Origin of the sequence: Bradyrhizobium sp., from assembly GCF_004799445.1 — a bacterium.
Lineage (GTDB): Bacteria > Pseudomonadota > Alphaproteobacteria > Rhizobiales > Xanthobacteraceae > Bradyrhizobium.
In genome coordinates, this window is record NZ_SSNA01000038.1 from 42,417 (window position 1) to 63,452 (window position 21,036).

At 62.4% G+C, this 21,036-nt stretch carries 18 protein-coding genes; 12 read left to right on the top strand and 6 right to left on the bottom strand.

Going from position 1 to position 21,036, the window contains the following annotated elements; translation table 11 throughout:
- Positions 1-336: 336 nt before the first annotated feature.
- Positions 337-1,179: an amidohydrolase family protein gene (locus tag E8A46_RS04185; protein ID WP_291557856.1), complete on the bottom strand. Its 843-nt coding sequence runs from the start codon at positions 1,177-1,179 to the stop codon at positions 337-339.
- A 271-nt stretch (positions 1,180-1,450) separates the two neighbouring features.
- On the opposite strand from E8A46_RS04185, the gene E8A46_RS04190 reads away from it, so the two are divergent.
- From E8A46_RS04190 to E8A46_RS04200, 3 genes are all read left to right on the top strand, one after another.
- A complete protein-coding gene (locus E8A46_RS04190; protein WP_291557859.1) occupies positions 1,451-2,275 on the top strand; it encodes an alpha/beta hydrolase in 825 nt (274 codons plus the stop codon).
- Between the two features lie 342 nt (positions 2,276-2,617).
- Complete coding sequence (locus E8A46_RS04195; protein ID WP_291557862.1) at positions 2,618-3,844, top strand: acyltransferase; 1,227 nt, start codon at positions 2,618-2,620, stop codon at positions 3,842-3,844.
- Positions 3,841-4,500 carry an SGNH/GDSL hydrolase family protein gene (locus E8A46_RS04200; protein WP_291557864.1) on the top strand — a complete coding sequence of 220 codons (660 nt, stop codon included), beginning with the start codon at positions 3,841-3,843 and terminating at the stop codon, positions 4,498-4,500. The genes E8A46_RS04195 and E8A46_RS04200 overlap by 4 nt, the downstream gene beginning before the upstream one ends.
- A 115-nt stretch (positions 4,501-4,615) precedes the next feature.
- Here E8A46_RS04200 and E8A46_RS04205 read toward each other — a convergent pair whose 3' ends face one another.
- The 5 genes from E8A46_RS04205 to E8A46_RS04225 all read right to left on the bottom strand — a co-directional run bounded on the left by E8A46_RS04205 (position 4,616) and on the right by E8A46_RS04225 (position 10,334).
- Positions 4,616-5,146 (bottom strand): cytochrome c, encoded by a 531-nt coding sequence (locus E8A46_RS04205; protein WP_291557867.1) that lies wholly within the window; start codon positions 5,144-5,146, stop codon positions 4,616-4,618.
- On the bottom strand, positions 5,133-6,416 hold the full coding sequence (gene soxC, locus E8A46_RS04210; protein ID WP_291557869.1) for a sulfite dehydrogenase: 1,284 nt from the start codon (positions 6,414-6,416) through the stop codon (positions 5,133-5,135). Before soxC ends, E8A46_RS04205 begins: the two co-directional genes overlap by 14 nt.
- A 35-nt stretch (positions 6,417-6,451) precedes the next feature.
- Entirely contained in the window at positions 6,452-7,111 is a 660-nt protein-coding gene (locus tag E8A46_RS04215; RefSeq protein ID WP_291557871.1) for an SCO family protein, read from the bottom strand.
- An 80-nt stretch (positions 7,112-7,191) separates the two neighbouring features.
- A complete protein-coding gene (locus E8A46_RS04220) occupies positions 7,192-9,252 on the bottom strand; it encodes a PQQ-binding-like beta-propeller repeat protein (RefSeq protein ID WP_291557873.1) in 2,061 nt (686 codons plus the stop codon).
- A gap of 197 nt (positions 9,253-9,449) precedes the next feature.
- Positions 9,450-10,334, bottom strand: a complete 885-nt coding sequence (locus E8A46_RS04225) for an alpha/beta hydrolase (RefSeq protein WP_291557875.1) — start codon at positions 10,332-10,334, stop codon at positions 9,450-9,452.
- A gap of 182 nt (positions 10,335-10,516) precedes the next feature.
- Here E8A46_RS04225 and E8A46_RS04230 point away from each other — a divergent pair, with 182 nt between their 5' ends.
- The 9 genes from E8A46_RS04230 to E8A46_RS04270 all read left to right on the top strand — a co-directional run bounded on the left by E8A46_RS04230 (position 10,517) and on the right by E8A46_RS04270 (position 20,973).
- A complete protein-coding gene (locus E8A46_RS04230) occupies positions 10,517-11,731 on the top strand; it encodes an OpgC domain-containing protein (RefSeq protein WP_291557877.1) in 1,215 nt (404 codons plus the stop codon).
- A 512-nt stretch (positions 11,732-12,243) separates the two neighbouring features.
- Positions 12,244-15,384 carry a CHAT domain-containing tetratricopeptide repeat protein gene (locus E8A46_RS04235; protein ID WP_291557879.1) on the top strand — a complete coding sequence of 1,047 codons (3,141 nt, stop codon included), beginning with the start codon at positions 12,244-12,246 and terminating at the stop codon, positions 15,382-15,384.
- Between the two features lie 39 nt (positions 15,385-15,423).
- Positions 15,424-15,873, top strand: a complete 450-nt coding sequence (locus E8A46_RS04240) for a hypothetical protein (protein WP_291557882.1) — start codon at positions 15,424-15,426, stop codon at positions 15,871-15,873.
- A gap of 5 nt (positions 15,874-15,878) precedes the next feature.
- Positions 15,879-16,088: a hypothetical protein gene (locus E8A46_RS04245; protein WP_291557894.1), complete on the top strand. Its 210-nt coding sequence runs from the start codon at positions 15,879-15,881 to the stop codon at positions 16,086-16,088.
- A 68-nt stretch (positions 16,089-16,156) separates the two neighbouring features.
- The gene (locus E8A46_RS04250; protein ID WP_291557884.1) at positions 16,157-16,855 is read left to right on the top strand and encodes a hypothetical protein; all 699 of its coding nucleotides are present in this window, start codon (positions 16,157-16,159) and stop codon (positions 16,853-16,855) included.
- 789 nt (positions 16,856-17,644) lie between these two features.
- Positions 17,645-18,202 (top strand): phasin family protein, encoded by a 558-nt coding sequence (locus tag E8A46_RS04255; RefSeq protein WP_291557886.1) that lies wholly within the window; start codon positions 17,645-17,647, stop codon positions 18,200-18,202.
- 211 nt (positions 18,203-18,413) lie between these two features.
- The gene (locus E8A46_RS04260; protein ID WP_291557888.1) at positions 18,414-18,560 is read left to right on the top strand and encodes a hypothetical protein; all 147 of its coding nucleotides are present in this window, start codon (positions 18,414-18,416) and stop codon (positions 18,558-18,560) included.
- Between the two features lie 659 nt (positions 18,561-19,219).
- Complete coding sequence (locus E8A46_RS04265) at positions 19,220-20,404, top strand: cytochrome P450 (protein ID WP_291557890.1); 1,185 nt, start codon at positions 19,220-19,222, stop codon at positions 20,402-20,404.
- A gap of 383 nt (positions 20,405-20,787) precedes the next feature.
- Positions 20,788-20,973 (top strand): hypothetical protein, encoded by a 186-nt coding sequence (locus E8A46_RS04270; RefSeq protein ID WP_291557896.1) that lies wholly within the window; start codon positions 20,788-20,790, stop codon positions 20,971-20,973.
- The last annotated feature ends 63 nt before the right edge of the window (positions 20,974-21,036 follow it).

A 21,036-nucleotide genomic window follows, 5' to 3' on the forward strand; every position in this document is an offset into this window, starting at 1 on the left:
AAGGTAGGACCCCTGTTTTTGGCGACAGTGGGCTGGCGTCGAACCTGCCTTTAACACGTGTAGGGGTGTCAATCACAGCGACGTCAGAATGTCCGGTTCGGGTCGTTCGCGTCGATTCGACCGCGCGCCGCTAACTTCTGCTCTTTCCCGACCGGCGTACATCGTCAGGCCGCCCCGGCATGTCGGAAAAGGGCCGGCTGCGGACTCATCACTCGGCCCAAGCGGTGCGAAACGACGTCTTCCTCGGCTCGCCGCGTGCGAAACGCATCAGCGTGACGCTGATCTGAAAAGCAAGCCGCCGCCCTGCGGCGGCTGGCGTGGTTCTATTCGCGAGCACTAGCCTTTCTTCGGTGACCAGCCATAGGCCCTGGCGCAGGCGCCGCCCATCAGCATGGCCCGCTCGGTCTCGTTCAGGCGGTCGGATTTGCGGAAGGGCTCGACGGCCTGCGCGTAGTTGACGACGGCGAACGCGCGCGTCCAGTCGGTGCCCCACAGGCAGCGATCGAAACCCCAGGCATCAAACACGCGGGCAAGCGGATCCCAGATGTCCGCGAAGGGATAGGGTTCGCGGGACAGCGTGCAGGCGCCGCTGACCTTGATCACCGCGTTCGGGCGCCTGGCCAGTTCCAATACCCTGGGAAGGTCGGTCCATGGCTGCGGCGGCGCGGGCGGTACGCGCGGCTGCATGATGCCCAGATGATCGATGATGAATCGCGTCTCGGGATGGCGATCGATCAGCGCCGTGCCCGCGTCCAGATTGCCCCAGCATAGGATGTTGACCGGGAAGTCGTAGCGGACGGCCGCGCGTGCGATCCGGTCGAGGCCCGGGTCATCAGGCGCGCGATTGGCCTCCTTCGTGAGCATGATGCGGATTCCGACCGCGCCCGGCGTTTTCTTCCAGTCGGCGACGACATCGGCCACGCCGGGATCGTCAGGGTCGACCGGCTTGACGATGGCGAGCCGGCCGGGATGGGCGCGTTGCACTTCCACGGCATAGCTGGCGTCGTAGCGGTACATCGAAAAGGCGGAGATGAAGATCGCGCCGTCGACGCCGACCTTGTCCATCGCCGCCACCATCTCGTCACCCGTGACGTGATCGGGCCAGTTCGGCACACTGTGCCAGGGTCGCTTCGCGGTGTTGGCCTCATAGGCATGGACCTGGGAATCGATCATCGTCATCGGGGCAGCTCCTCTGTGCCGGGCGAGTTTGGATTTGCCGCAGGTTCGTGTCCAGAGGGCAAAGGCGTCGCGCGTTCGTGATAACCGCCGATGGACAAAAATCGCTAGAGAAAATCAGGCCCGGTCGGATGCGGGCGGCACTTGGCCGTCCCGGCTTTGCGGCCATCAAGGCGTCGTACTCGATCGATAAACCCGGACATCGTGGCTTGCGGCCGCATTTTCGCGGACCGCGTGTATTTATGGCGAATGCCGATTTTCATGGAGAATGAAAATGCCGACAATCGAGACCAGGGACGGGATCGAGATCTACTACAAGGACTGGGGCAAAGGTCAGCCTATCGTGTTCAGCCATGGTTGGCCGCTGTCGGCCGATGACTGGGACGCGCAGATGCTGTTCTTCCTCGATCACGGCTACCGCGTCATCGCCCATGATCGCCGCGGCCACGGCCGGTCGACCCAGACCGGCGAGGGCCACGACATGGATCACTACGCCGACGATCTTGCGGCCCTGACGGCGCATCTCGACCTGAAGAACGCCATTCACGTCGGGCATTCCACCGGCGGCGGCGAGGTGGCGCACTATCTCGGACGGCACGGCGAGAGCCGCGTGGCGAAGGCGGCGCTGATCAGCGCGGTGCCGCCGCTGATGCTGAAGACGCCGGCCAATCCCGACGGCCTGCCCAAGGAAGTGTTCGACGGATTGCAGGCCCAGCTCGCGGCCAACCGCTCGAAATTCTATCGCGACCTTCCGGAGGGTCCGTTCTATGGCTACAACCGGCCGGGCGCGAAGGCCACGGAGGCCGTGATCGCGAATTGGTGGCGCCAGGGCATGATGGGCGGCGCCAAGGCGCATTACGACGGCATCGTCGCCTTCTCGCAGACCGATTTCACCGAGGATCTGAAGAAGATCACGGTGCCGGTGCTGGTAATGCACAGCGAAGACGATCAGATCGTTCCCTATGTCGCCGCCGGGCCGCTGTCGGCGAAACTCCTGAAGAACGCCACGCTGAAGACCTACAAGGGCTTTCCGCACGGCATGCCCACCACGGAGGCGGCCACCATCAATGCCGACCTGCTCGCGTTCCTGAAAGCCTGACGCTTCGGGCCAATTCCGCAGCGACCGCCGCGAGGCGGTCTCTGCTTTGGCGGGTCTGCGTCGACGGCAAATGCGCGTCGATGTCCGGCACCTTTGCGACATGCCGATGAGCGGACATAGTCAGGGTCGGCCGGCGCTTGCTCCGGATCGGCAGCGGCGGCCCGGATCGATCCGGCCCCGCGGGTAATTTGCAGCGTTGTTCGGCAGAACCTCGTCTCAATGCCCCAAAACATTAAGATTTCTTCAATGCCGTATAGCCTATTGCTTGAGCGGTGCGCTCGCGACCAAGGGAGCTTCGCGTGGCCAGCGCTCGTCGTGGCGGATGCTTGAAGGAGTGAAAGCGTGCCCCGTATCGCCTATCTCGAGTCCATCAGAGGCCTTGCGGCGCTCCAGGTACTGCTACTGCACTTCTTTGCTGCCTTCGCGCCGGATCTGGTTTATGCGCTGCCGGCCGGCGCCGCCGTCGCAGGCGCCATTCATCTGTCGCCGCTATATTTCCTCTATGACGGCTACTCCGCGGTCTACATATTCTTTGCGCTCAGCGGATATGTCCTGACCCGCTCTTTCGAACGCAATCTGGTCAATCCACCTTCGCTAATCCTCGGCCGGGTGATCCGCCTCGGCTTGCCGGCGATGGCCGCGGTGCTGGTCGCCGCTTCTGTCATGCTGCTGTTCGGGAAGCCGAACGTGGCGGCCGGCGAACTCAGCGGATCCAGCTGGTTTGCCAGTCAATGGAGCACCGGCGTCTCGTTCTTCTCGGTCATCAGGGATGGCACCGCCAACGCCTTGTTCCTCGGGTATGCCGGCTTGCCCGGAGTCGCATTTCTTGCGCCATGGCAGCAGCCGATAGAGCAATCCTTTGTTGTGCCGCTGTGGACACTTAGCATCGAGTTCTACGGCTCGATCATCGTGCTGGCGCTGTGCTGGTGCGTGCGACGATCGCGTCTGTTGTGGTGGACGGTCGTGCTGCTCGGCGCGGCCTTCACGATCCGAAGTGCCTATATTTGTTTTATTGTCGGCCACCTCCTGGCGTCGTTCGAGCGCGCGGAAAGACCGGCGCCGGCCAGCAAGTTACTGCCAGTCTTCTCCGTTCTGTCGGGCGTTTTCATCTGTGTCCTCGCGGAAGCGTGGCAACCGGAATGGCTGCGCGTTCTATGCGCCTATCCCACCTATCTGCTGTTCCCCGGTCAGTTTGCGCCGATGCAGCAGAAGACCCTGGGCGCAATCCTTGTTCTGATCGGGCTCATCGAACTGCAGGCCGCGCGCGATTTTCTGTCGCGGCCATGGCTGGTGGCCGGCTCCAGATTTTCGTTTCCGATCTACCTGATCCACTGGCCGATTCTTCTCGGGCCCGCAGCCGCCTTATTCCTGGCATTGAACGGCGTGATCGGCATCGAGTTGGCTCGCCTTGGCGCGATCGTCGCCGGGATCTGTTTCGCTTTCGCGGCCAGCACGTTTTTTCTTCCCATCGATCGTTATGCGCTTGAGCTGTCGCGGCGGTTGCGCAAGCGGATGTCGGCAGGCGCGGAGCAACCGCTGCGCGTCGTAGGCGCAATGGCAGCCGAATGAACTCGACCCGTATCGCGCTGATCGGTTTTGTGGCGGCCTGCGCCTTGGCTGCATGGCCCAGGAAACCTGCCATACTGGACACCCACCGTCCGACGCGGCAGCTCATCATCGCCTCAACGCTGGCGCGGGTTGACGATGCGATCGTCGTTCTCGGTGACAGCATCGTGGAGGCTTCGACCTTGCCGCGGTCAATGTGCGGGCATCCGATCGTGAACGCCGGAATAGGAGGTGCTTCGACCGAAAGCAATCTTGGCTCGCTTCTCACCCAGTCGCTCGGCGGCAAGCGCGCCGCCCTTGTCGTGGTTGCGCTTGGAACCAACGACGCGGCGATACCGAACAGCGTCGAGCGATACCGCTCGAACTACCGGACATTGCTCGGCACCATCGCAGCCTTAACGCCCCGCGCGGCGATATTGGCGATACCGCAACCCGAGGAAGGATTTGAGGAAGCGAAGAAAGTCAGCGCCGCGCTGATCGACAGCTATAACGCGATCCTTCCTGAGCTCGCGAAAGAGGTTGGGGCATCGTTCGTTTCTCTGCCCGCCATGCCGGAACGTCATACGCTCGATGGCATCCATCTGAACATGGCCGGATATGAGGTCTGGGACAGAGCCATCTTGCGGGGGATTGAGTCCGCCGTCTGCAAATCTTCCTGAAACCAGCTCCTACCCGGTGCGCTTCGACGGCAGGAGCATATCGCATGTTTAGATCGCACGGTCCGTCACGTCGTGCGGGAGGTCCACAGCCGGGCGTGACGCCATCACTTGCGAATCATTTCCCGCGGGAAAAACGCACAAATCCGTCTCGATTCGGCATTCGCACCTTGGGCAGTGTCTGTGCATCGATCGTGTCGTTCTCAGCGATCACGCCGTTGAGCTGCAGGATGTAGGCGACCACCGCATAGACCTCGTCATCCCCAAGCGATTTGGATTCGTTCAGCGGCATGGCGCGTCGCACGTAGTCGAACAGGGTGGTGGCGTAGGGCCAGTAACTGCCGACGGTCTTGACCGCAGTTTGACCCGGTCCGAGCGATCCTTGCCCGCCGACCAGTTGATCGTTCGGCTTGCCCGCGCCTTTCTCGCCGTGACAGGCGAGGCATTTGGCGAGATAGACCTGCTCGCCCTGCTGCGGCGTGCCGCTGCCCGGCGGCAGGCCGGCGCCGTCGGGGCCGATGCTGATGTCCCAGGAGGCGACTTCCTCAGGGCTGGCGGCTTTGCCGAGATTGGGGCTTTCCGCCAGCGCGGCGCTGTGCGCGACGACGAGTACTGAGCAGGCCGCCAGCAGCGCGTTACGCGTAGACATGTCTTACCTCGCCGCCTTGTGCCACGCCCCAGCTGGCAATCCCGTTGAAATGGTAGGCGGCCCTGGCGCCGCGATCGGCGATGAGCCTGGAGCGCGACGGCTGCACGTATCCGGTTTCGTCGGTCGCACGGCTCAGCAGCGTTGCCGGGCCGCCATCCCAACGCCAGGGCGAGCGGAACCGGGTCACCGCCATCGGCAGCACCGGCTCCTGCAGTGCCGCCAGCGCCCAGCTGGCGCCGCCGTCGGCGGAGACTTCGACCTTCGCGATCTTTCCATAGCCGGACCAGGCCAGACCCGTGATCTCGTACAGCCCGGGCGCTGCCATGGTCAGGCCGGGGGAGGGGCGCGTGATCACCGACTTGGCCTCCTGCGCGAAACAGAACTGCAGCGCTTTTCCATCGTTCTGCAGCATGGTGTATTTCGAGGTTTCATCCTTGGTCATCGTCGGAGCTTCGGTCAGCTTGATGCGCCGAAGCCATTTGACGTTGGCGTTGCCTTCATACCCCGGCAACAACAGCCGCATCGGGTAGCCGTTCGACGGCCGCACCGGTTCGCCGTTCTGGTAAATCGCGACCATCGCGTCGCCCATCGCCTTGGCGAGCGGCACGCTGCGGCTCATGCCCGATGCGTCGGCGCCTTCGGCCAGGATCCACTGTGCGCGCGGGTCGACGCCGGCGTCATCCAGTAGCGTCGCCAGCCTCACGCCGGTCCATTCGGCGCAAGACAACAGGCCATGGATAGGCTGGACGCCGAGCTGGGCCGGTTCCTTTTGATAGAGCAGGGCGCTGTTGCCGGCGCACTCGATGAAGGCGATGCGTGACTCCATCGGGTAGCGCATCAGCGCGTCGAGCGTGAAGGTGAGCGGGCGCTTGACCAGACCGTGGATCAGGAGCCGGTGCGTCTCGGGATTGATGTCCGGAATGCCGCTGTGGTGGCGCTCGAAATGCAGTCCGTTCGGCGTCATCATGCCGTCGAGCAAATGATGCGGCGTGCGCGAGGCGCCGGTGCCGGTCGTCCCGGGCGCGCTGGCGAAGATCCGTCCGACCTTGCCGGCATATTTCGACGGCTGTCCGTAAGGCGCAAAGGGCGAGCCCGGTGTTTTCATCCACGGCTCGACCGGCAGCGCCTCCGCCGCGCGCGCATGGTCCGGCAGGACGGCGCTTCCGATCGCCGCCGCCGCCCCGCCAGTCAGAAAGAGGCGGCGGTCGAGAACTCCGTTTCCGGCCGCCTGTTCCGGCTCGCTCGGCATCGGCCGTGTTTTTTGACGCATCGTTTCCTCCGAAATCGGAAAAAGGGTGAATGCCGCTAGTCCGGCTCCAGTCGTGCGCGTATGGCGTCGGCGATGGCATCGGGCGGCAGACCGGGCGGCAGGAAGCCGAGATACCGCCCGTCCTTGCCGACCAGATAGATGAATCCGCTGTGGTCGACCGAATAGTCGCCCGCCGTGGCAATGCTGTTTTTGGCGAAGAACGTCCTGTAGGCGATCGCGGTTTTCCGGATCTCGGCAGGCGAACCGGTCAAGCCGATCAGTCGCGGGTGAAACGCCGAAACGAAACCGGCCAGCCGCGCCGGCGTGTCGCGCTCCGGATCGACGGTGATGAACAAGGGCTGCACCGCCTTGGCCGCGGCGCCAAGCTGGTCGAGCGCGAGCGAGATCGATTGCAGCTCGGTCGGGCACACGTCCGGGCAAGAGGTGTAGCCGAAATAGAGCACGACGAGCTTGCCGCGAAAATCCGTGTCGGTGCGGCGATGGCCTGCCTGATCGGTGAGTTCGAACGGACCGCCGACCGGCACGCGGCCGGACAGCAGGCCCTCGATCAATTCTGTGGCCGAGGGCTCGGCCGCTTCGTTCGCGGCAACGGGCGCGGAGAAAACAGCGCAGGCCAGCGCCAGCCAGATGCGCCATACGCCTGGGCACCGCACCACACCAACGCCGGAACGCGCTTCTCCACCGGACAACGCCACTTTTTCCGCTCCCGGAAAGAGGAGCCTTCCCGCGGGAACCGCGAGAAGGCGTGTTGGTTGCATTCAGCCTCAGTGGGCGATCACTCTACAATCACTTGCCCATACATCCACGGATGCGGCGTGCAGACGTAGTAGTAGACGCCCGGCTTGTCGAACTTCACGGTTTTCGTCTCGCCCTTGGCCAGTGCGCCCGTGCTCCAGCCTTGCTGCTGCAATCCGCTCGCGTCGTGCGGAATGTCGCCGACATTGGTGAAGCTCACCGTCGTGCCGCTCTTGATCCGGGTGCGGGCCGGAGAAAAGCTGTACTCGGTATTGTTGGCGCCGATCTTGATCGCATCGCCGCCTGCGGCGATCGGTCCGGTCGGGCCGGCCACCGTCTGCGGCGCGGGCGGTGGCCACAGCGGGCCGAGCTGACCCTTGAGCGAAAAGGTCCAGACGGCATCGCCGGAGGCACTGCCCTGCAGCTGATTGCCGCCGGTCGCGATCGCGATGAACTCCTCGCCATCCACCTCGTAGACGACAGGCGGAGCGTCCGCGCCAAATCCGGTCTGGAAGCGGAACAGTTCCTGGCCGGTCTTGGCATCGAGCGCGAGGAAATTGCCATCCGGTTCGCCGCGCAGCACCAGCCCGCCCGCCGTAACGGTCGAGCCGCCGCCGCCGCCGATGCGGTGGGGCGTCTTGTGCTGCCAGGCGATCTTGTTGGTCTTGGCGTCGATGGCGGTGAACGTGCCGCTCAGAGTTGAGCCGATCGGCGCTGTCTGTCCACCGCCGGTGTAGCGCCGCCCATTCGTGTAATTGCTGCCATTGCGCACGTACGCGCTGCTGCGCACCGTGCCGGGTACGTAGAAATAGCCGGTATCCGGACTGTACGGCATCGGCGACCAGTTGGTGCCGCCGTTACCGGAAGGCTGAATCAGAACCGGGGATTCCCAGAATGGGGTGTAGATGCACCCTGCCTCTTCGTAGCCCGGAAGCTTCTCCGCGCACTGCGGCACGGTCGCATCGCCGACCGGAATCGGCTGCGTCGCCGCCGTTTTCTGCCGCGGGTCCTGCGGCACCGGCTTCTCCTCGATGCCGACCAGCGGTTTTCCATTGGTACGGTCGAGGATATAGACCCAGCCCGTGCGACCGGCCTCGGCGATCCCCTTCCGCGGTTCGCCGTTGATCACGGTGTCGAACAGGACAACCGGGCTCGCTGCATCGTAGTCCCAGATGTCGTGGTGCACCTGCTGGAAGTGCCAGGCGTATTCCCCGGTCTTGGCCTTCAGGGCCACGATGGACGCGCAGAACAGGTTGTCACCTTCACGCATCGAGCCGTCGTAATCCGGCCCGCAATTGCCGACCGCGAAGTAGACGAGGCCGAGCTCAGGGTCGAGCGCCGGCGTATTCCAGATCGGGGCGCCACCGCGCATCGAATGGTCGGTGCCAGGCGGCCAGGTCTCGCTGCCTTTCTCGCCAGGACCCGGCAGCGTAAACCAGCGCCACGTGATCTCGCCGGTCTTGGCGTTGAGCGCGGTCAATCGGCCGCGGACGCCAAACTCGCCGCCCGTCATCCCGGTGTAGATCATGCCGTCATAATAAAGCGGCGCGCTGGTGATGCCGTAGCCGTTCTGCCACTTTTCGATCGGCGTCTTCCAGGCGACCTTGCCGGTCTTCATGTCTAGCGCGACGACGTTGGCGTCGAGCTGGCCGAGGTAGATTTGTCCTTCTCCCATCGCAAGACCGCGATTGACCCAGCCGCAGCAGATCGTCGAGATGGTCTGATCGATGCCGGACCAGTATTCCCAGATCATCTCGCCGGTCTTGGCGTTGAGCGCGAACACGTCATCGTTGCCGGTGACGACATACATAATGCCGTCCTTCACGAGCGGAGACGCCTCGAGGGAATATTTGCCGCCGAGGCCCGAGCCTTTCAGGCGCGTCATCCACGCCCCCTTGAGCTTCCCGACATTCGTGGTGTCGATCTGCTTCAGCGTGGAATAGCGATTATTGGTGAGATTGCCGCCGTTCGTCACCCAGTCCTTGCCGACCGGGCTTCGAAGCAATTTGTCGATCTCGGCATCAGCGGCCCAGGCGGGCGCGACGATCAACAGGCCGAAAACAAGCAATGTGGAAAGCGTCCACCATCCCCGACGAGGCATTATCGACTCCCCTTATTTTTGGTGCTGGCGTTCGGCCAGTCAATTTCAGGCTACAGCCGCGCTTCGGATTTAGCTAGGCCGTTTGCGGGAGTCTGAATTGCAGAAGTTTCGTTCAGGGTTTCGCTCAGGGAGTGCCGCCGATGGCTGCTGCACCGCAAGGGCGAGAACCGATTTCGTCCTTGCCGGGCTTCGCGCGGTTAGGTCGCCAGACTGCCGCGCTCGCAGCCGTCCGCCTCGACCGGATCGGCCGAGCGACGCCATGGCCTGGCGATGAAGTCGCGAACGCTGGCGAGGATCTTGCCGTCATCGAGATCGCCGTGGCCGCCAAGGGGAAAGCGGACGAAACATTTGGGCGACTTGATGAGGCTGTAGAGACGTTGCCCGAACGAGATCGGGACCGTATCGTCCCTGTCGCCATGGAACACCAGCACCGGAGCGGTCACCTTGCCGATGTCCCAATCCGAATGGAATTGATCCTTGAGCAGCCACCGCACCGGCAGCAGCGGGTAATTCATGGCCGCGACGTCGGCAATCGAAGTGTACGGGGCTTCCAGCACCAGCGCCTTGATTTTCCGCTCGGCCGCAAGCCAGACGGCGACACCGGTGCCAAGCGAATGCCCCCATAGCACGATACGGTCCGGCGCGATCTGGTGATCGGCTGCGAAGGCGTAAGCCGCGGTGGCGTCGAGATGCATGCCGTCTTCGGACGGGCTTCCGGTCGATCCCTCGTAGCCCCTGTAGGAAACCGCAAGCAGCCCGCTGCCGTCGGCCACCAGGCGCCGGTCCCGGCCGACGCGCCAGTTCAGCGTGTCGCCGTTGCCGTGGAAATAGATGAAGAGTGGCTTGTCGGACTTGGGCGCCACATACCACGCGATCAGACGCTCGCCGTCGGATGTCTGAAACGCGACCTCCTGCGCCTCGGGAAAGCCCGCATCGGCGGCGGTCACGTGATCCGCGAGCTTCGGAAACACCAGCGTCCGCTGCATCACGTACATTCCCGTGCACACCGCAACGTAACCCAACAGCACGGCGACGCCGGTCCATTTGGTCAATTTCCAGGTGAGGCGCAAAACGGTACGCATGGAATCCCCTCCAGCCTACCAAGGTAGATAATTGTGGACGGTTCGGGAACAAGGCCCTAGCCGCGGCAAATTGCCGTGCTTTCCGCCGGTAGAATCGTTGACCTTTGTCAAGGCGCGCGGCCGGCTCTTGCCCGATCAAAGGTTGGACGTGCCCGGCCGCCAGCGGGCGATAGGGGAACGGGATGGAAATGCCGGTGCCCGGGGTCAAGCTCAATCCAGTCGAGATACCGCGCGACTTCCGGCTCGATCTTTACCGGGGGTATGCGCTCTGGCTTATTTTCCTCGCCCACGTTCCCGGCACCTTTTTCAACAGGATCACGCCCTGGAATTACGGCTTCAGCGATCCGGCCGAGATCTTCATCTTCGTCTCCGGCTACGCCAACGCCTATGTCTATGGGCGCGTGATGGAGCAGCGCGGCTTCGTGGTGGGCGGTGCGCAGGTCGTGCGGCGGGCCTTCGAGGCCTACGTCGCCCAGATATTCCTGTTCGTGATCCTCATCGGCGAGGTGTTCTGGCTGTCGCACGGTTCGCATGCGCTCGACGATGCGATGAACATCCGCATTCTCCACGAGCGGCCCGACGAAAGCATTGTTGCGCTGCTGCAGCTGAAGTTCATGCCGGTGAACATGAATGTGCTGCCGCTCTATGTCGTGGTGCTCGCGGTCTCACCGGCGGTGCTTTGGCTGTTGCGAAAAATGCCCGCGCTGGCGCTGGCGCTGGCCGCCACCGTTTATGCCGTTGCCAACCTGTTCGGACTCAACTTCCCGTCCTTCCCGCGCGGATACTGGTACTTCAATCCGCTGGCGTGGCAGTTCCTGTTCGTGCTGGGGGCCTGGTGCGGCCTGGGCGCGGCCGATTGGGTGTGGTCGCTGGTGCGATCGCGGCTGGTGCTGATTCTGGCAGCCGTCTATGCGGTGTCGGTCTTCGTGATGTTTCTCGGCTGGGATCGCCTGAACCTTGGTGCCCTCATTCCGGAATCGAGCCTTTACGCGTTCGGCAAGACCAATCTCGGCGTTCTGCGCCTGCTGCACTTCCTGGCGCTCGCGATCGTCGCCGATTGGCTGATTCCGCGGCACTGGCCGCCGCTGAGCTGGCGGGTCCTGCGGCCGCTCATTCTATGCGGGCAGCATTCGCTGGAGGTCTTCTGCCTGGGGGTGACGCTGGCCTTCGCCGGGCAGGTCGCTTTGGTCGAAGCGCCGGGCAGCACCATCATTCGCCTCCTGGTCGCGGTGGCCGGCATCGCGGTGATGGTCGCCGTCAGTGCGCTGTTGAGCTGGTACAACTCCACGCGCGTGTCGTTCCGGATCGTGGCCGATGCGGCCGGCGCGAAGGCCGACGTCGTCGAGCCTCCGGCGGTGGGACCCGCGCTGCAAAGCGTCGGCTCGGGCCCGAGCTGACATCGAACCGGGACCGATCTCGTTTTGTGATTGCTTCAAATCAGCCGCGCACAGATCCGCAGCACATCAGCCGGCGGTCGTCGGTGTCTAATCGAACCGGGTGCTGGGCTGATCCCGCGCCTTGCCGACCGCATCGGCGCTGACCGGCGCGGCCGATTGCCACGAAACATGGCAACTGTAGCTCCTTGGTCCTTATGTTGATTGTGGCGATCCTGAGCGGACCGGGATATGCTCTTGAAGGTAGCAGCCAGATCGAGACCCTCCGGCCGATACGACGCAATATGGCTCACATCGCACGCTATTATCTGCAAGGCGTCCTTGTTTTTTGCGCTGCAGCGGTTGCAGTTCTTGCAAATTCGCAAGTCTTCGCGCTTGAGATGGATCAGGCCATTGAGAATTGCCGCGCCTCGAGCGGAAGGCCGGCCTATATGGCTTGCAAGCAAGGTGGCGGAACCCACGAAGCATGTTTTGGCAAGGCGAGGGCGATCGTTCAGTCCTGCGTGCGGAGCGCCATGGTCGCCGCGCAGCCAAAGGCTGCGCTGTTCTCGACCGAAAAACTATCAAGATCGCCGGCCACGGCCGGAAAACCCAGCGCAGCGGAAATAGCCAGCGACGCCAAGGCCGGTCTGGTCGCGCCACCGCGAACGATATCCGACATTACCGCTATTCTCGAACAGCAGAAGCCGGACCCGGCAGCCATCGCCAAGCTGGCCGCGACCGCCGATGCACCCGCGCCGGCGGGCATCAAGGGCGCTGATCTGGCCGACTTCTACTACAAGCGCGCGCAAGCAAGAGTATTGCTCGGCCGCGCCGACGCGCTCGATGATGCCGGCCTTGCTGTCAGCAATGCAACCGGCGCCGATTACAACAATCTCGGAAGCCGCTATGAGCAGCTGCTGGCGCGGCTGTTGCGGGAGGCCGGGCAAAACAAGCGTGCCAACGTGCTGGTCGCCAAGCAGATGACGACGTTCGCCAACCAGAGCAAGGGAAAGCTGTTCGGGTTGAATTTTTCGATGGCGGTAAGCCTGGTCAGAAGTGGCGACATCAACGCGGCGGAGTCCTACGTCGCCCGCAATCGCAGCCTGCTCACGGAATCGCAGCGTTGGTCGGTGTTCCCGATCTACGGGATGGCGTGGCAGGCGCTGGTCGAGGACGGCAACGCGCGAATCGATGAAGCACGTGGCCGGTTTGCCCAGGCGGAGGGTGCCTATCACAAGGCGTCGATCCTCTACACGAACTCGATGAAAACCTTTGCGCAATGGGAAAGCAGGCCCGCCGAAGGCGAAATGGAAAGGCATTCGGACTGGGCCTTGGCGTTTGAAGGGCGGACCAAGGTAAAGCAGGGTCGGGTCGGCGAGGGCGAAGCCGATGTGAGGCGCGCGCTGCTGAGCCGGCTGAGCAAATCCGGCAAGTATCACGCCGATACGGCCGGCATCCTGGCGGTGCTGGTCTATGTCATTCAGGAGCAGGGACGTTACGAGGAGGCCGAACGGCTGCAGCGCCAGGTCATCGGCATCTATCAGGGATTGGGATACGGCATCGACTCGGCGCAGTCGGTCAATTCACAACTGTTTCTTGCGCAAATACTCAATCTCAGGGGGCAGTACGACACCGCCTCCAAACTCTATGACCAGATCGATGCCTGGACCGCCAAATGGGAGCCGTCGCGGCGCGAGGCCATCAGCGGCGGTCTGGCGCGCGTCGCCATCATGCTGGCGCAGGGCAACAACGACAACGCGGTCGAAATCGCTCAACGCACCTACGAACGCGAACGCCAGCGCTCCGGAGACAAGAGCTTCAATACGGCGTTATCGCGTGGCTTTCACGCGATCGCGCTTGGGAAAAAAGGTCACATGGCGGAGTCCCTGCAGGCCTTCAAGGAATCGCTGCCGGTTCTGTTGTCGGTCTCGGGCGGAGACGACGATAGCGGCACAACCGCCGCCGCCCGTGAGGCCCGCGTTCGCTACGTGATCGAAAGCTATCTGTGGCTGCTCAGCCGCAACCCGGCGATCGCGTCCCCTGGCCTCATCGAGGAAACATTCGGTTATGCCGACGTGCTGCGCGGACAATCGGTGCAGCGTGCATTGCAGGCATCATCGGCCCGTTCCGCAAGCAAGGATCCGGTGCTGGCTGAGCTGGTGCGGACCTCGCAGGACATCGACAAGAAAATCGGCGCGGCCGTGGGCGCGCTCAACAATTTGCTGACGCTGCCGGCCTCGGAGCGCGACGACAAACTGGTTTCGAGCACCGAGGCCGAGATAGCTCGCCTGCAGGCGACGCGGACGCAGAGCCTGAAGGACATCGCCAGGAAGTTTCCCAATTACGGAGAACTCGTCAATCCTCCGCTGCCCAGTCCCGTCGATCTGCAGAAACAGCTTACCGCCGACGAGGCGTTGTTGTCGTTCTACTTCGGCCGGTTCGACAGTTTCGTATGGGTGCTCAGAAAGGAAGGGCCCGTCCAGTTTGCGCGGCTCGACCTGAAGCTCGGCGACCTGAACGCCAGGGTGAACAAGCTTCGCGAGGCGCTTGAACCCAATGCCGCATTGATTTCCGATATTCCGCCGTTTGATCTGACGCTGGCCTCCGATCTTTACGCAACGCTGCTCAAGCCGACCGAAGCCAACTGGCGACCTGCGAAAAACCTGATCGTGGTGACAAACGGCGCGCTCGGCCTGCTGCCGCTGTCGTTGTTGCCCACCGAGCCCTCGACCATCGATCCCAACGACGATCCGCTGTTTTCCAGTTACCGGAAAGTGCCGTGGCTGGCGCGGACCCACGCCGTGACGCTGGTGCCGTCAATCTCGGCATTGCTGACGCTGCGCAAATTGCCTGCCGGCCCCGCCTCGCGTCAGCAAATGATTGGATTTGGCGATCCGCTGTTCAGCAAGCAACAGGCCGACGAAGCGGCACGGGACGACAAGCCGGTTCAGATCGCGGACGCCGCCAACGTCACCCGCGGCGTGCCCCTGAAGCGGCGCAACGCCCCGAAGCTTGACGGGGTGGATAGCGCACAACTGGCGCAGCTGCCGCGACTTCCGGACACAAGGGAAGAATTGAGATCCATCGCGCTGGCCCTGCAGGCCGATCCAGCCAAGGTGCTCAATCTCGGCAAGGACGCCAATGAGAAAAACGTCAAGACGATGAATCTGTCGAATTTCAAGATCATCGCATTTGCAACCCATGGATTGGTGCCGGGCGAGCTCGACGGCCTGGCCCAACCGGCGCTGGCTTTGACGGCTCCTGCGGTGGCCGACACCGATGGCGATGGACTGCTGACGATGGAAGAGATCCTGGCATTGAAGCTCGATGCCGACTGGGTCGTTCTGTCGGCCTGCAATACCGCCGCGGGCGCGGTTGCCGGCGCCGAGGCTGCCTCGGGCCTCGGTCGGGCATTCTTCTATGCCGGTACGCGTGCCCTGCTGCTTACGAACTGGTCGGTGCATTCGGAGTCGGCGCGTGCGTTGATCACCGACCTGTTCAAGCGGCAGGCCGACGATCCGGCGTTGACGCGCGGAGAAGCGCTGCAGCAGGCGATGATGGCCTTGGTGGATGGGCCCGGCTATATTGGCGCCGACGGCAAGACGGAATTTGCTTACGCTCACCCGCTGTTTTGGGCGCCGTATTCCGTGATTGGTGACGGCGGCAAACGTTAGCGTTTTTAAGGCTTTTTGATTGTGGGAAAGGAAATTTTCGTGCGTAGCTGGCTTGCAGGATTTGCGATAGCGCCTTTTGTCTTCTGGTCTGCGATATCTTCCGTTTATGCGGCCAATGTTTTGATCACCGAAGAAGAAGCCAAGTTGCCGCCACCGAAGGGCGCGATCGTGGCGGATCGGCGCGGTATCACCCGGGGTCCCAAGATCAAGGTTCTTGATGAAAGCGAGCCGGTTCACTCCCCGATGCATTTCCAGGTCATGTTTGAATCCTTTGGCGGCGCGAAGATTGACCTGGACTCGGTCAAAGTCACCTATCTGAGGAATCCGAATGTCGATCTGACCCCGCGCATAAAGCCGTTTTTGCAGAGCGCGGGCATCGATATTCCGGATGTCGAGCTACCGGTCGGTGAACATATGGTCAGGATCGATGTCAAAGATTCGGACGGCCGTATCGGTAGTACCAGCGTTGTCTTGAAGGTCGCCCCGTGACCGCCATGCCGATAGCCTGTCCATTTTGCCTGCAAGAAAATGCCGCCGCCGCCCTTGTTTGCGCGGCCTGCTCGCGCGACATCGCCGTGCCGGCCTCGCTGCTCGCCGAGCGGGACGATCTGTGTCGAAAGCGCGATCTGGCGAGGGAGGAATTGTCGAGGGCCAGGCGCGAGCTCGAAGCGCTCAAACGCGTCAAGAAATTTCGACCACTCTGATGGACTGCCCCTTTTGCTCAGAAACCGTCCGAGACGAATCCCTGGTGTGCAAGCACTGTTCGCGTGACTTGCGCGTTGTCCGTCCGGTGATTGTCGAAATCCACGAAGTCGTTTCCGAACTGGACCGGCTGCGGAGCGAACTAGCTCACGTGAACGCGAAACTTGGCAGGCTTCGCCATCCCTTTCGCAGCCCCTTGGTGTTTGGCGTAGCTTACTTCCTGGTGCCGGCGGTCCTGCTGGTCGCCGCACATGTTCTTGTCACCATCGTATTGAATGTCAGCCCGCTTTATCTGCGGCTCGCCTCGCTCATCGTACCCCTGCCGTTCGGTCTGGCGGTCTACGCCCGCGAGAGGGTGGGAGTTCGTGGCGCCCTTCTATTGGGGATCGTCACCGCCACCTTCGCCATCCTCTGCATGCTCACGGTAACCGGGCTAAACGACAATGTGCCTATTATTCCCGGTCCCTGGATCGAGTGGCGCGAGGCGATTGAATATGGTTTGAGTATCGCGCTCGCTTTTGTTACCGGCAATATTGTCGGCTTTTTGATCTTCCAGGCACTCCCCAGGATGATGGCCGGCGGCGGCAAGCCCAATGCCGTTGCCTACAATATGGCAAGAGCGCTTGGTCAGCATGTCGGTGAAGAGCAACTCCGTCGCCGGGCACGGGTTATCCAGAACCTGATGCGCACAATAGGACCGCTGGCGGGAATTGTGATGACGGCTTCGGGTTCGCTATATACCGGACTCAAGGGGATTGTTGGCTGGTGAAGCCTGGTCGATAAATCGAATGGGTCCCCTAAAATTCGCCAGCGCGCGACCTGCGGTCGTCCCGGTACAACGTCTACCTCGCAGACTGGGTATTCGCCTTCTCCGTGGTGCGGGTGACATTCATGCTGATCGCGCAAGGTGTGCATCTTTGATGCATGGCGATGTCGATGCGCGGTTGGCGTCAATCGGAGACGCGCCCCTCATTCAGCAACAATTCATGGATGACTCGCCACCTATCGCGCCGCCTTGGTCGGAAATCCAACAGAGGCGACCGCCTATCCTGAAGCTCGCAAAAGAACCTTAATGTCTCTTTTGCGGTTGGCCCTTTTGCAGTTGGCCCTGCTGGGTCGATCGGCTGAGTCTGAAGCCAACGATCCCATTCCATAAGAAGCAGGGATTTCCATTCGTCCCGTTTCATTGACTGCGCGTCCTCCCTTCAAGAGGGCGAAGCCTCTGAGAGACTCCATGGTCGCGCTGGTCGTTCCGGGTAGGCTTGTTCTATTCGAGAACCGTTGGATGTGACATCCAGAAGGTGCATGGCCACCGCCGTGCCGATTAGCCCCTTCGCGGCCCAATATGCTGGAGAGGACTTAACCGTTTCTAAATATGGAACCGAGCGTTGCGCCCGCACGCTTCCTTCCGGAAGTCACAAACGAGAGCGTCGGCCGCCGGCGCTCCATTCTGACACACCAACGCCGCGCGAGGAACAAGCCAGAACCGCGATTCGATCGCAAACATGGCCGAGTTTTGACGTTTGATGAGCATCAGCGCGTTCAACGGAGGTCAACAATGACGACCACGGACAAGGAAAAACCAGGCGGGAAGCCCCGCCAGCGCGGCCATAAAGGGTCTCCACGGGGCCAGAAACCTGAACCACAGCAAAGCCCGAAGCTGGATCGGCGGGACGAAGATCGGATCAGCCCAATGGACGCGTCAACTGACGCCGCTGCGAACGGCGCAGCCGCGCCGGCGAGCGGGCCTTTGGTCGGCGAGGTCGCACCGGCGGATGCGCCCTCAATCGGCGCAGGCGCAGCCGCAGCTGCGGAGGCCTTCTCAAGCGCAGCCGCACCGGCGGACGATGGTCCATTCAGCATTCAGACCATTGCGAATGCCTACGTGGACTACACCAGGAAGTCGTTGCAGGAGAGCAGGTCCTTTGCAGAGAAGCTCATGGGTGTGCGGTCGTTCGACAACGCTATTGAGGTTCAGACCGAATTCGCAAGGCAGGCGCTTGCGAACTATGTCGCTGAGTCGCAGAAGATTTGTGAACTTTACGGCAAACTTGCCACACAGATCTTCAGGCCTTGGGAAGGTCTGGCGGCCAAGGTGGCCCAAGCCGGGCGCTAAATGTCTTGATGGCGTCAGCAGCAAACGGCTGCCTGGGTTCAGGCGGTGCGCAAACGGAAATCCGGATTTCTCCGGGACCGTTGTTGCGCCGGACGCTGCTGGCGTGCCTCGCCGACGCATCTTGAAATAGCCCCCGGTTTTGACTGGACTTTGATCCAGGAAGCGCGCACCCCGTCGAACATAGTCCCTAAGGACCCGGGCGAGGCTCATCATGGACAAGTTCATCCACGGTCAAAATATCGCCCTGTACAAGAAGCGTCTGCTGGCGCCGATCACCGACGCGGAGCGAAGAGTCATCCTGAAGCTGCTGGCTGAAGAAGAGACGAAAGACCTGTCGCCACCAAGGAAGGGCTTATAAAAAGGTCATATCGTGTGCTAGCCCCTCCGGCATGCCCAACTCGGTATTTCGCTGTCCAAATACTGGAATGAACGTTCCGAGGCCCTTCGCCGCCGACCCGGACGCCGCCCCCCAAGTTTATGAGTCCACGCAATGTCCGGCTTGCGGGCAAATGCATCTGGTCAACAGATCGACCGGGTAATTGCTCGGCGAGCACGAGTCCCGCAGCGCGCCGCTGATCGACGCTCGGCCAGCCGGCTACCGGCACCTTGAGACATGCCGACCGGTGATACCGATGTCCGTTCACAGGGGAAAACCGGAAGTGACCGGCGCGAGGTCAAAGTGCCGCGTTTGACCCACAACGGACTCTGGCCGCCTGCCGGAACACGCGCTCGCGCGGATAGTCAAAAGGTGACGCCCTCTTCCTCAAATCCGCTAGGGAGCAGGCTTGTCGTCGCTCGCATGCATTACCTTCAACGGCGCGATTGTCCCTGTCGATGCCGTTTTTTCTCCCGGTATGATCAGGCTTGGTCCTGAATTATTCTCTCATTCGGTTCCGGCGCGGCGGAGGAGCGTGCCGGCTTCGCGCCTGCCGGAGCGGACGCCGGATTGCGCGGTTTCTCGCCTGCCAATATGCTCCGCCTCGGCACATACCGGCCAACAGCCAACAGGATCACCCCATGCCGACCGCGTGCCTGGCCCCCCTGGACGAGACCATCACGATCGAAGAGCTCACGCGCGATCCCTATCCGATCTACCGGCGCCTGAGACGCGAAGCGCCCGTATTACGGGTCAAATCCGTGGGCCGCACCTTCCTCACCAAGGCCGCCGACACCAAATACGTGAAGGACAACGCGGCGTTGTTCAGCTCCGACGACCCGAACACGCCCATGAAGCGCGCCTTTCTGGCGCATACGCTGATGCGCAAGGACCACGACGAGCACCGGACCGAACGCATGGCGATGATGCCGGCCCTGATGCCGAAGACGATCGAATCCGTCTGGGCGCCGCTGTATGCGAAACTGGCCGCGGCGTATCTTGACCGGCTGCCGCGCGGTGAGGTGGTCGATCTCTTTCCCGCTCTCGCAGGACCGCTTGCCGCGCGGATTCTGGCACATGCGATGGGCGTTCCGGACGCGAACGATGAGGACATGCAGCGATGGTCGCAGACGCTGATCGACGGCGCCGGCAATTTCGGCTGGACGCCGGGGCCTTTCGATGCGACCGACATCGCCAATGCGGAGATGGACAAATGTATTCGCGCCAACGCCGAACGCGTGCGGGCCGAACCGGATTCCTCAGCGCTCTCCTTCATGGTGAACGCGAAGAATCCGATTCCGGAAAGCCAGATGATCGCCAATGTGAAGATCGCGATCGGCGGCGGCATCAACGAGCCGCGCGACGCCCTGCTGACGATCCTCTACGGCCTGCTCACCAATCCGGATCAGCTTGACGCCGTGCGCGCAGGCGACAAATGGCGCTCCGCCTTCGAGGAAGGGGTGCGGTGGGTGGCGCCGATCCAGGCGAGTTCACGGCTCGTTATGGAGGACACGGAGATTCGCGGCTGCTTCATCCCGAAAGGCGACACCGTGATGACGATCCAGGCGTCGGCCAATCGAGACGAGGACGTCTTCGACGATGGCGAAAACTATGACGGGCTGCGTGAGCCCAATCCTCACCAGGCCTTTGGCAACGGCCCGCATCACTGCGCGGGCGCGCACCTGTCGCGGCGAACCGTTGGCGCGATCCTGCTGCCCATGCTGTTCGAGCGCTTCCCCAACATGACCTTGCCTGATCCCGCGGGGGTGCGCTGGCACGGATTCGGTTTCCGCGGCCCGCTCAATCTGCCGATTCTCCTGCAATAGGAGCGGCGCGAGGAAGAGGCGTCTTTATTTTGCCTCATCCGCTGCCGCAGATCGTCCGCAATTCCCCGCAAGCAGCACCCTTGAGACATGCCGAGCGGTGATGCCGATGTCGTTCATAGGGGAAGACCGGAAGCGATCGGCGTGCCGCTTTTGATCCTCAGCAGACCACGCAGGCCGATCATCAATTCGGATTATTCGGCTATCGCTTCATTGAACCAATCGGGTCATTGACCCCGAGGAGTGAGTTCCCGTGTGTCATATCTGTCGCACTGTAGGCCCATTCGTCGAGCGGGTCCCATCCGCCGCATTGTAGACGTAATTTTGCGGTGAACGCTTGCCCGGTTACTGCTTTGTTTCTTCTAGCTTAGAGGGGAACTACCGTGATGAAGATTGTGATCGTAGTGGCTGCAACGCTTGCCGTGGTGACTGCAGCCGGCGCTGCCGACTTCCCGCGCAGACAGCCCGCCCCCGTCTATCAGGAGGCTCCGGTCGTCGGCAAAATGCCGATTGGCAAGAGCCCCATTGGGAAGACCCCAGTCGGCCAGCCACCCGTGGTGTCGCGGTACTGACAGGCGGTATCGACCCAGGTCTCGCTAAACTAAGTCTCGCTAAACTGACTTCATCGTCGACAG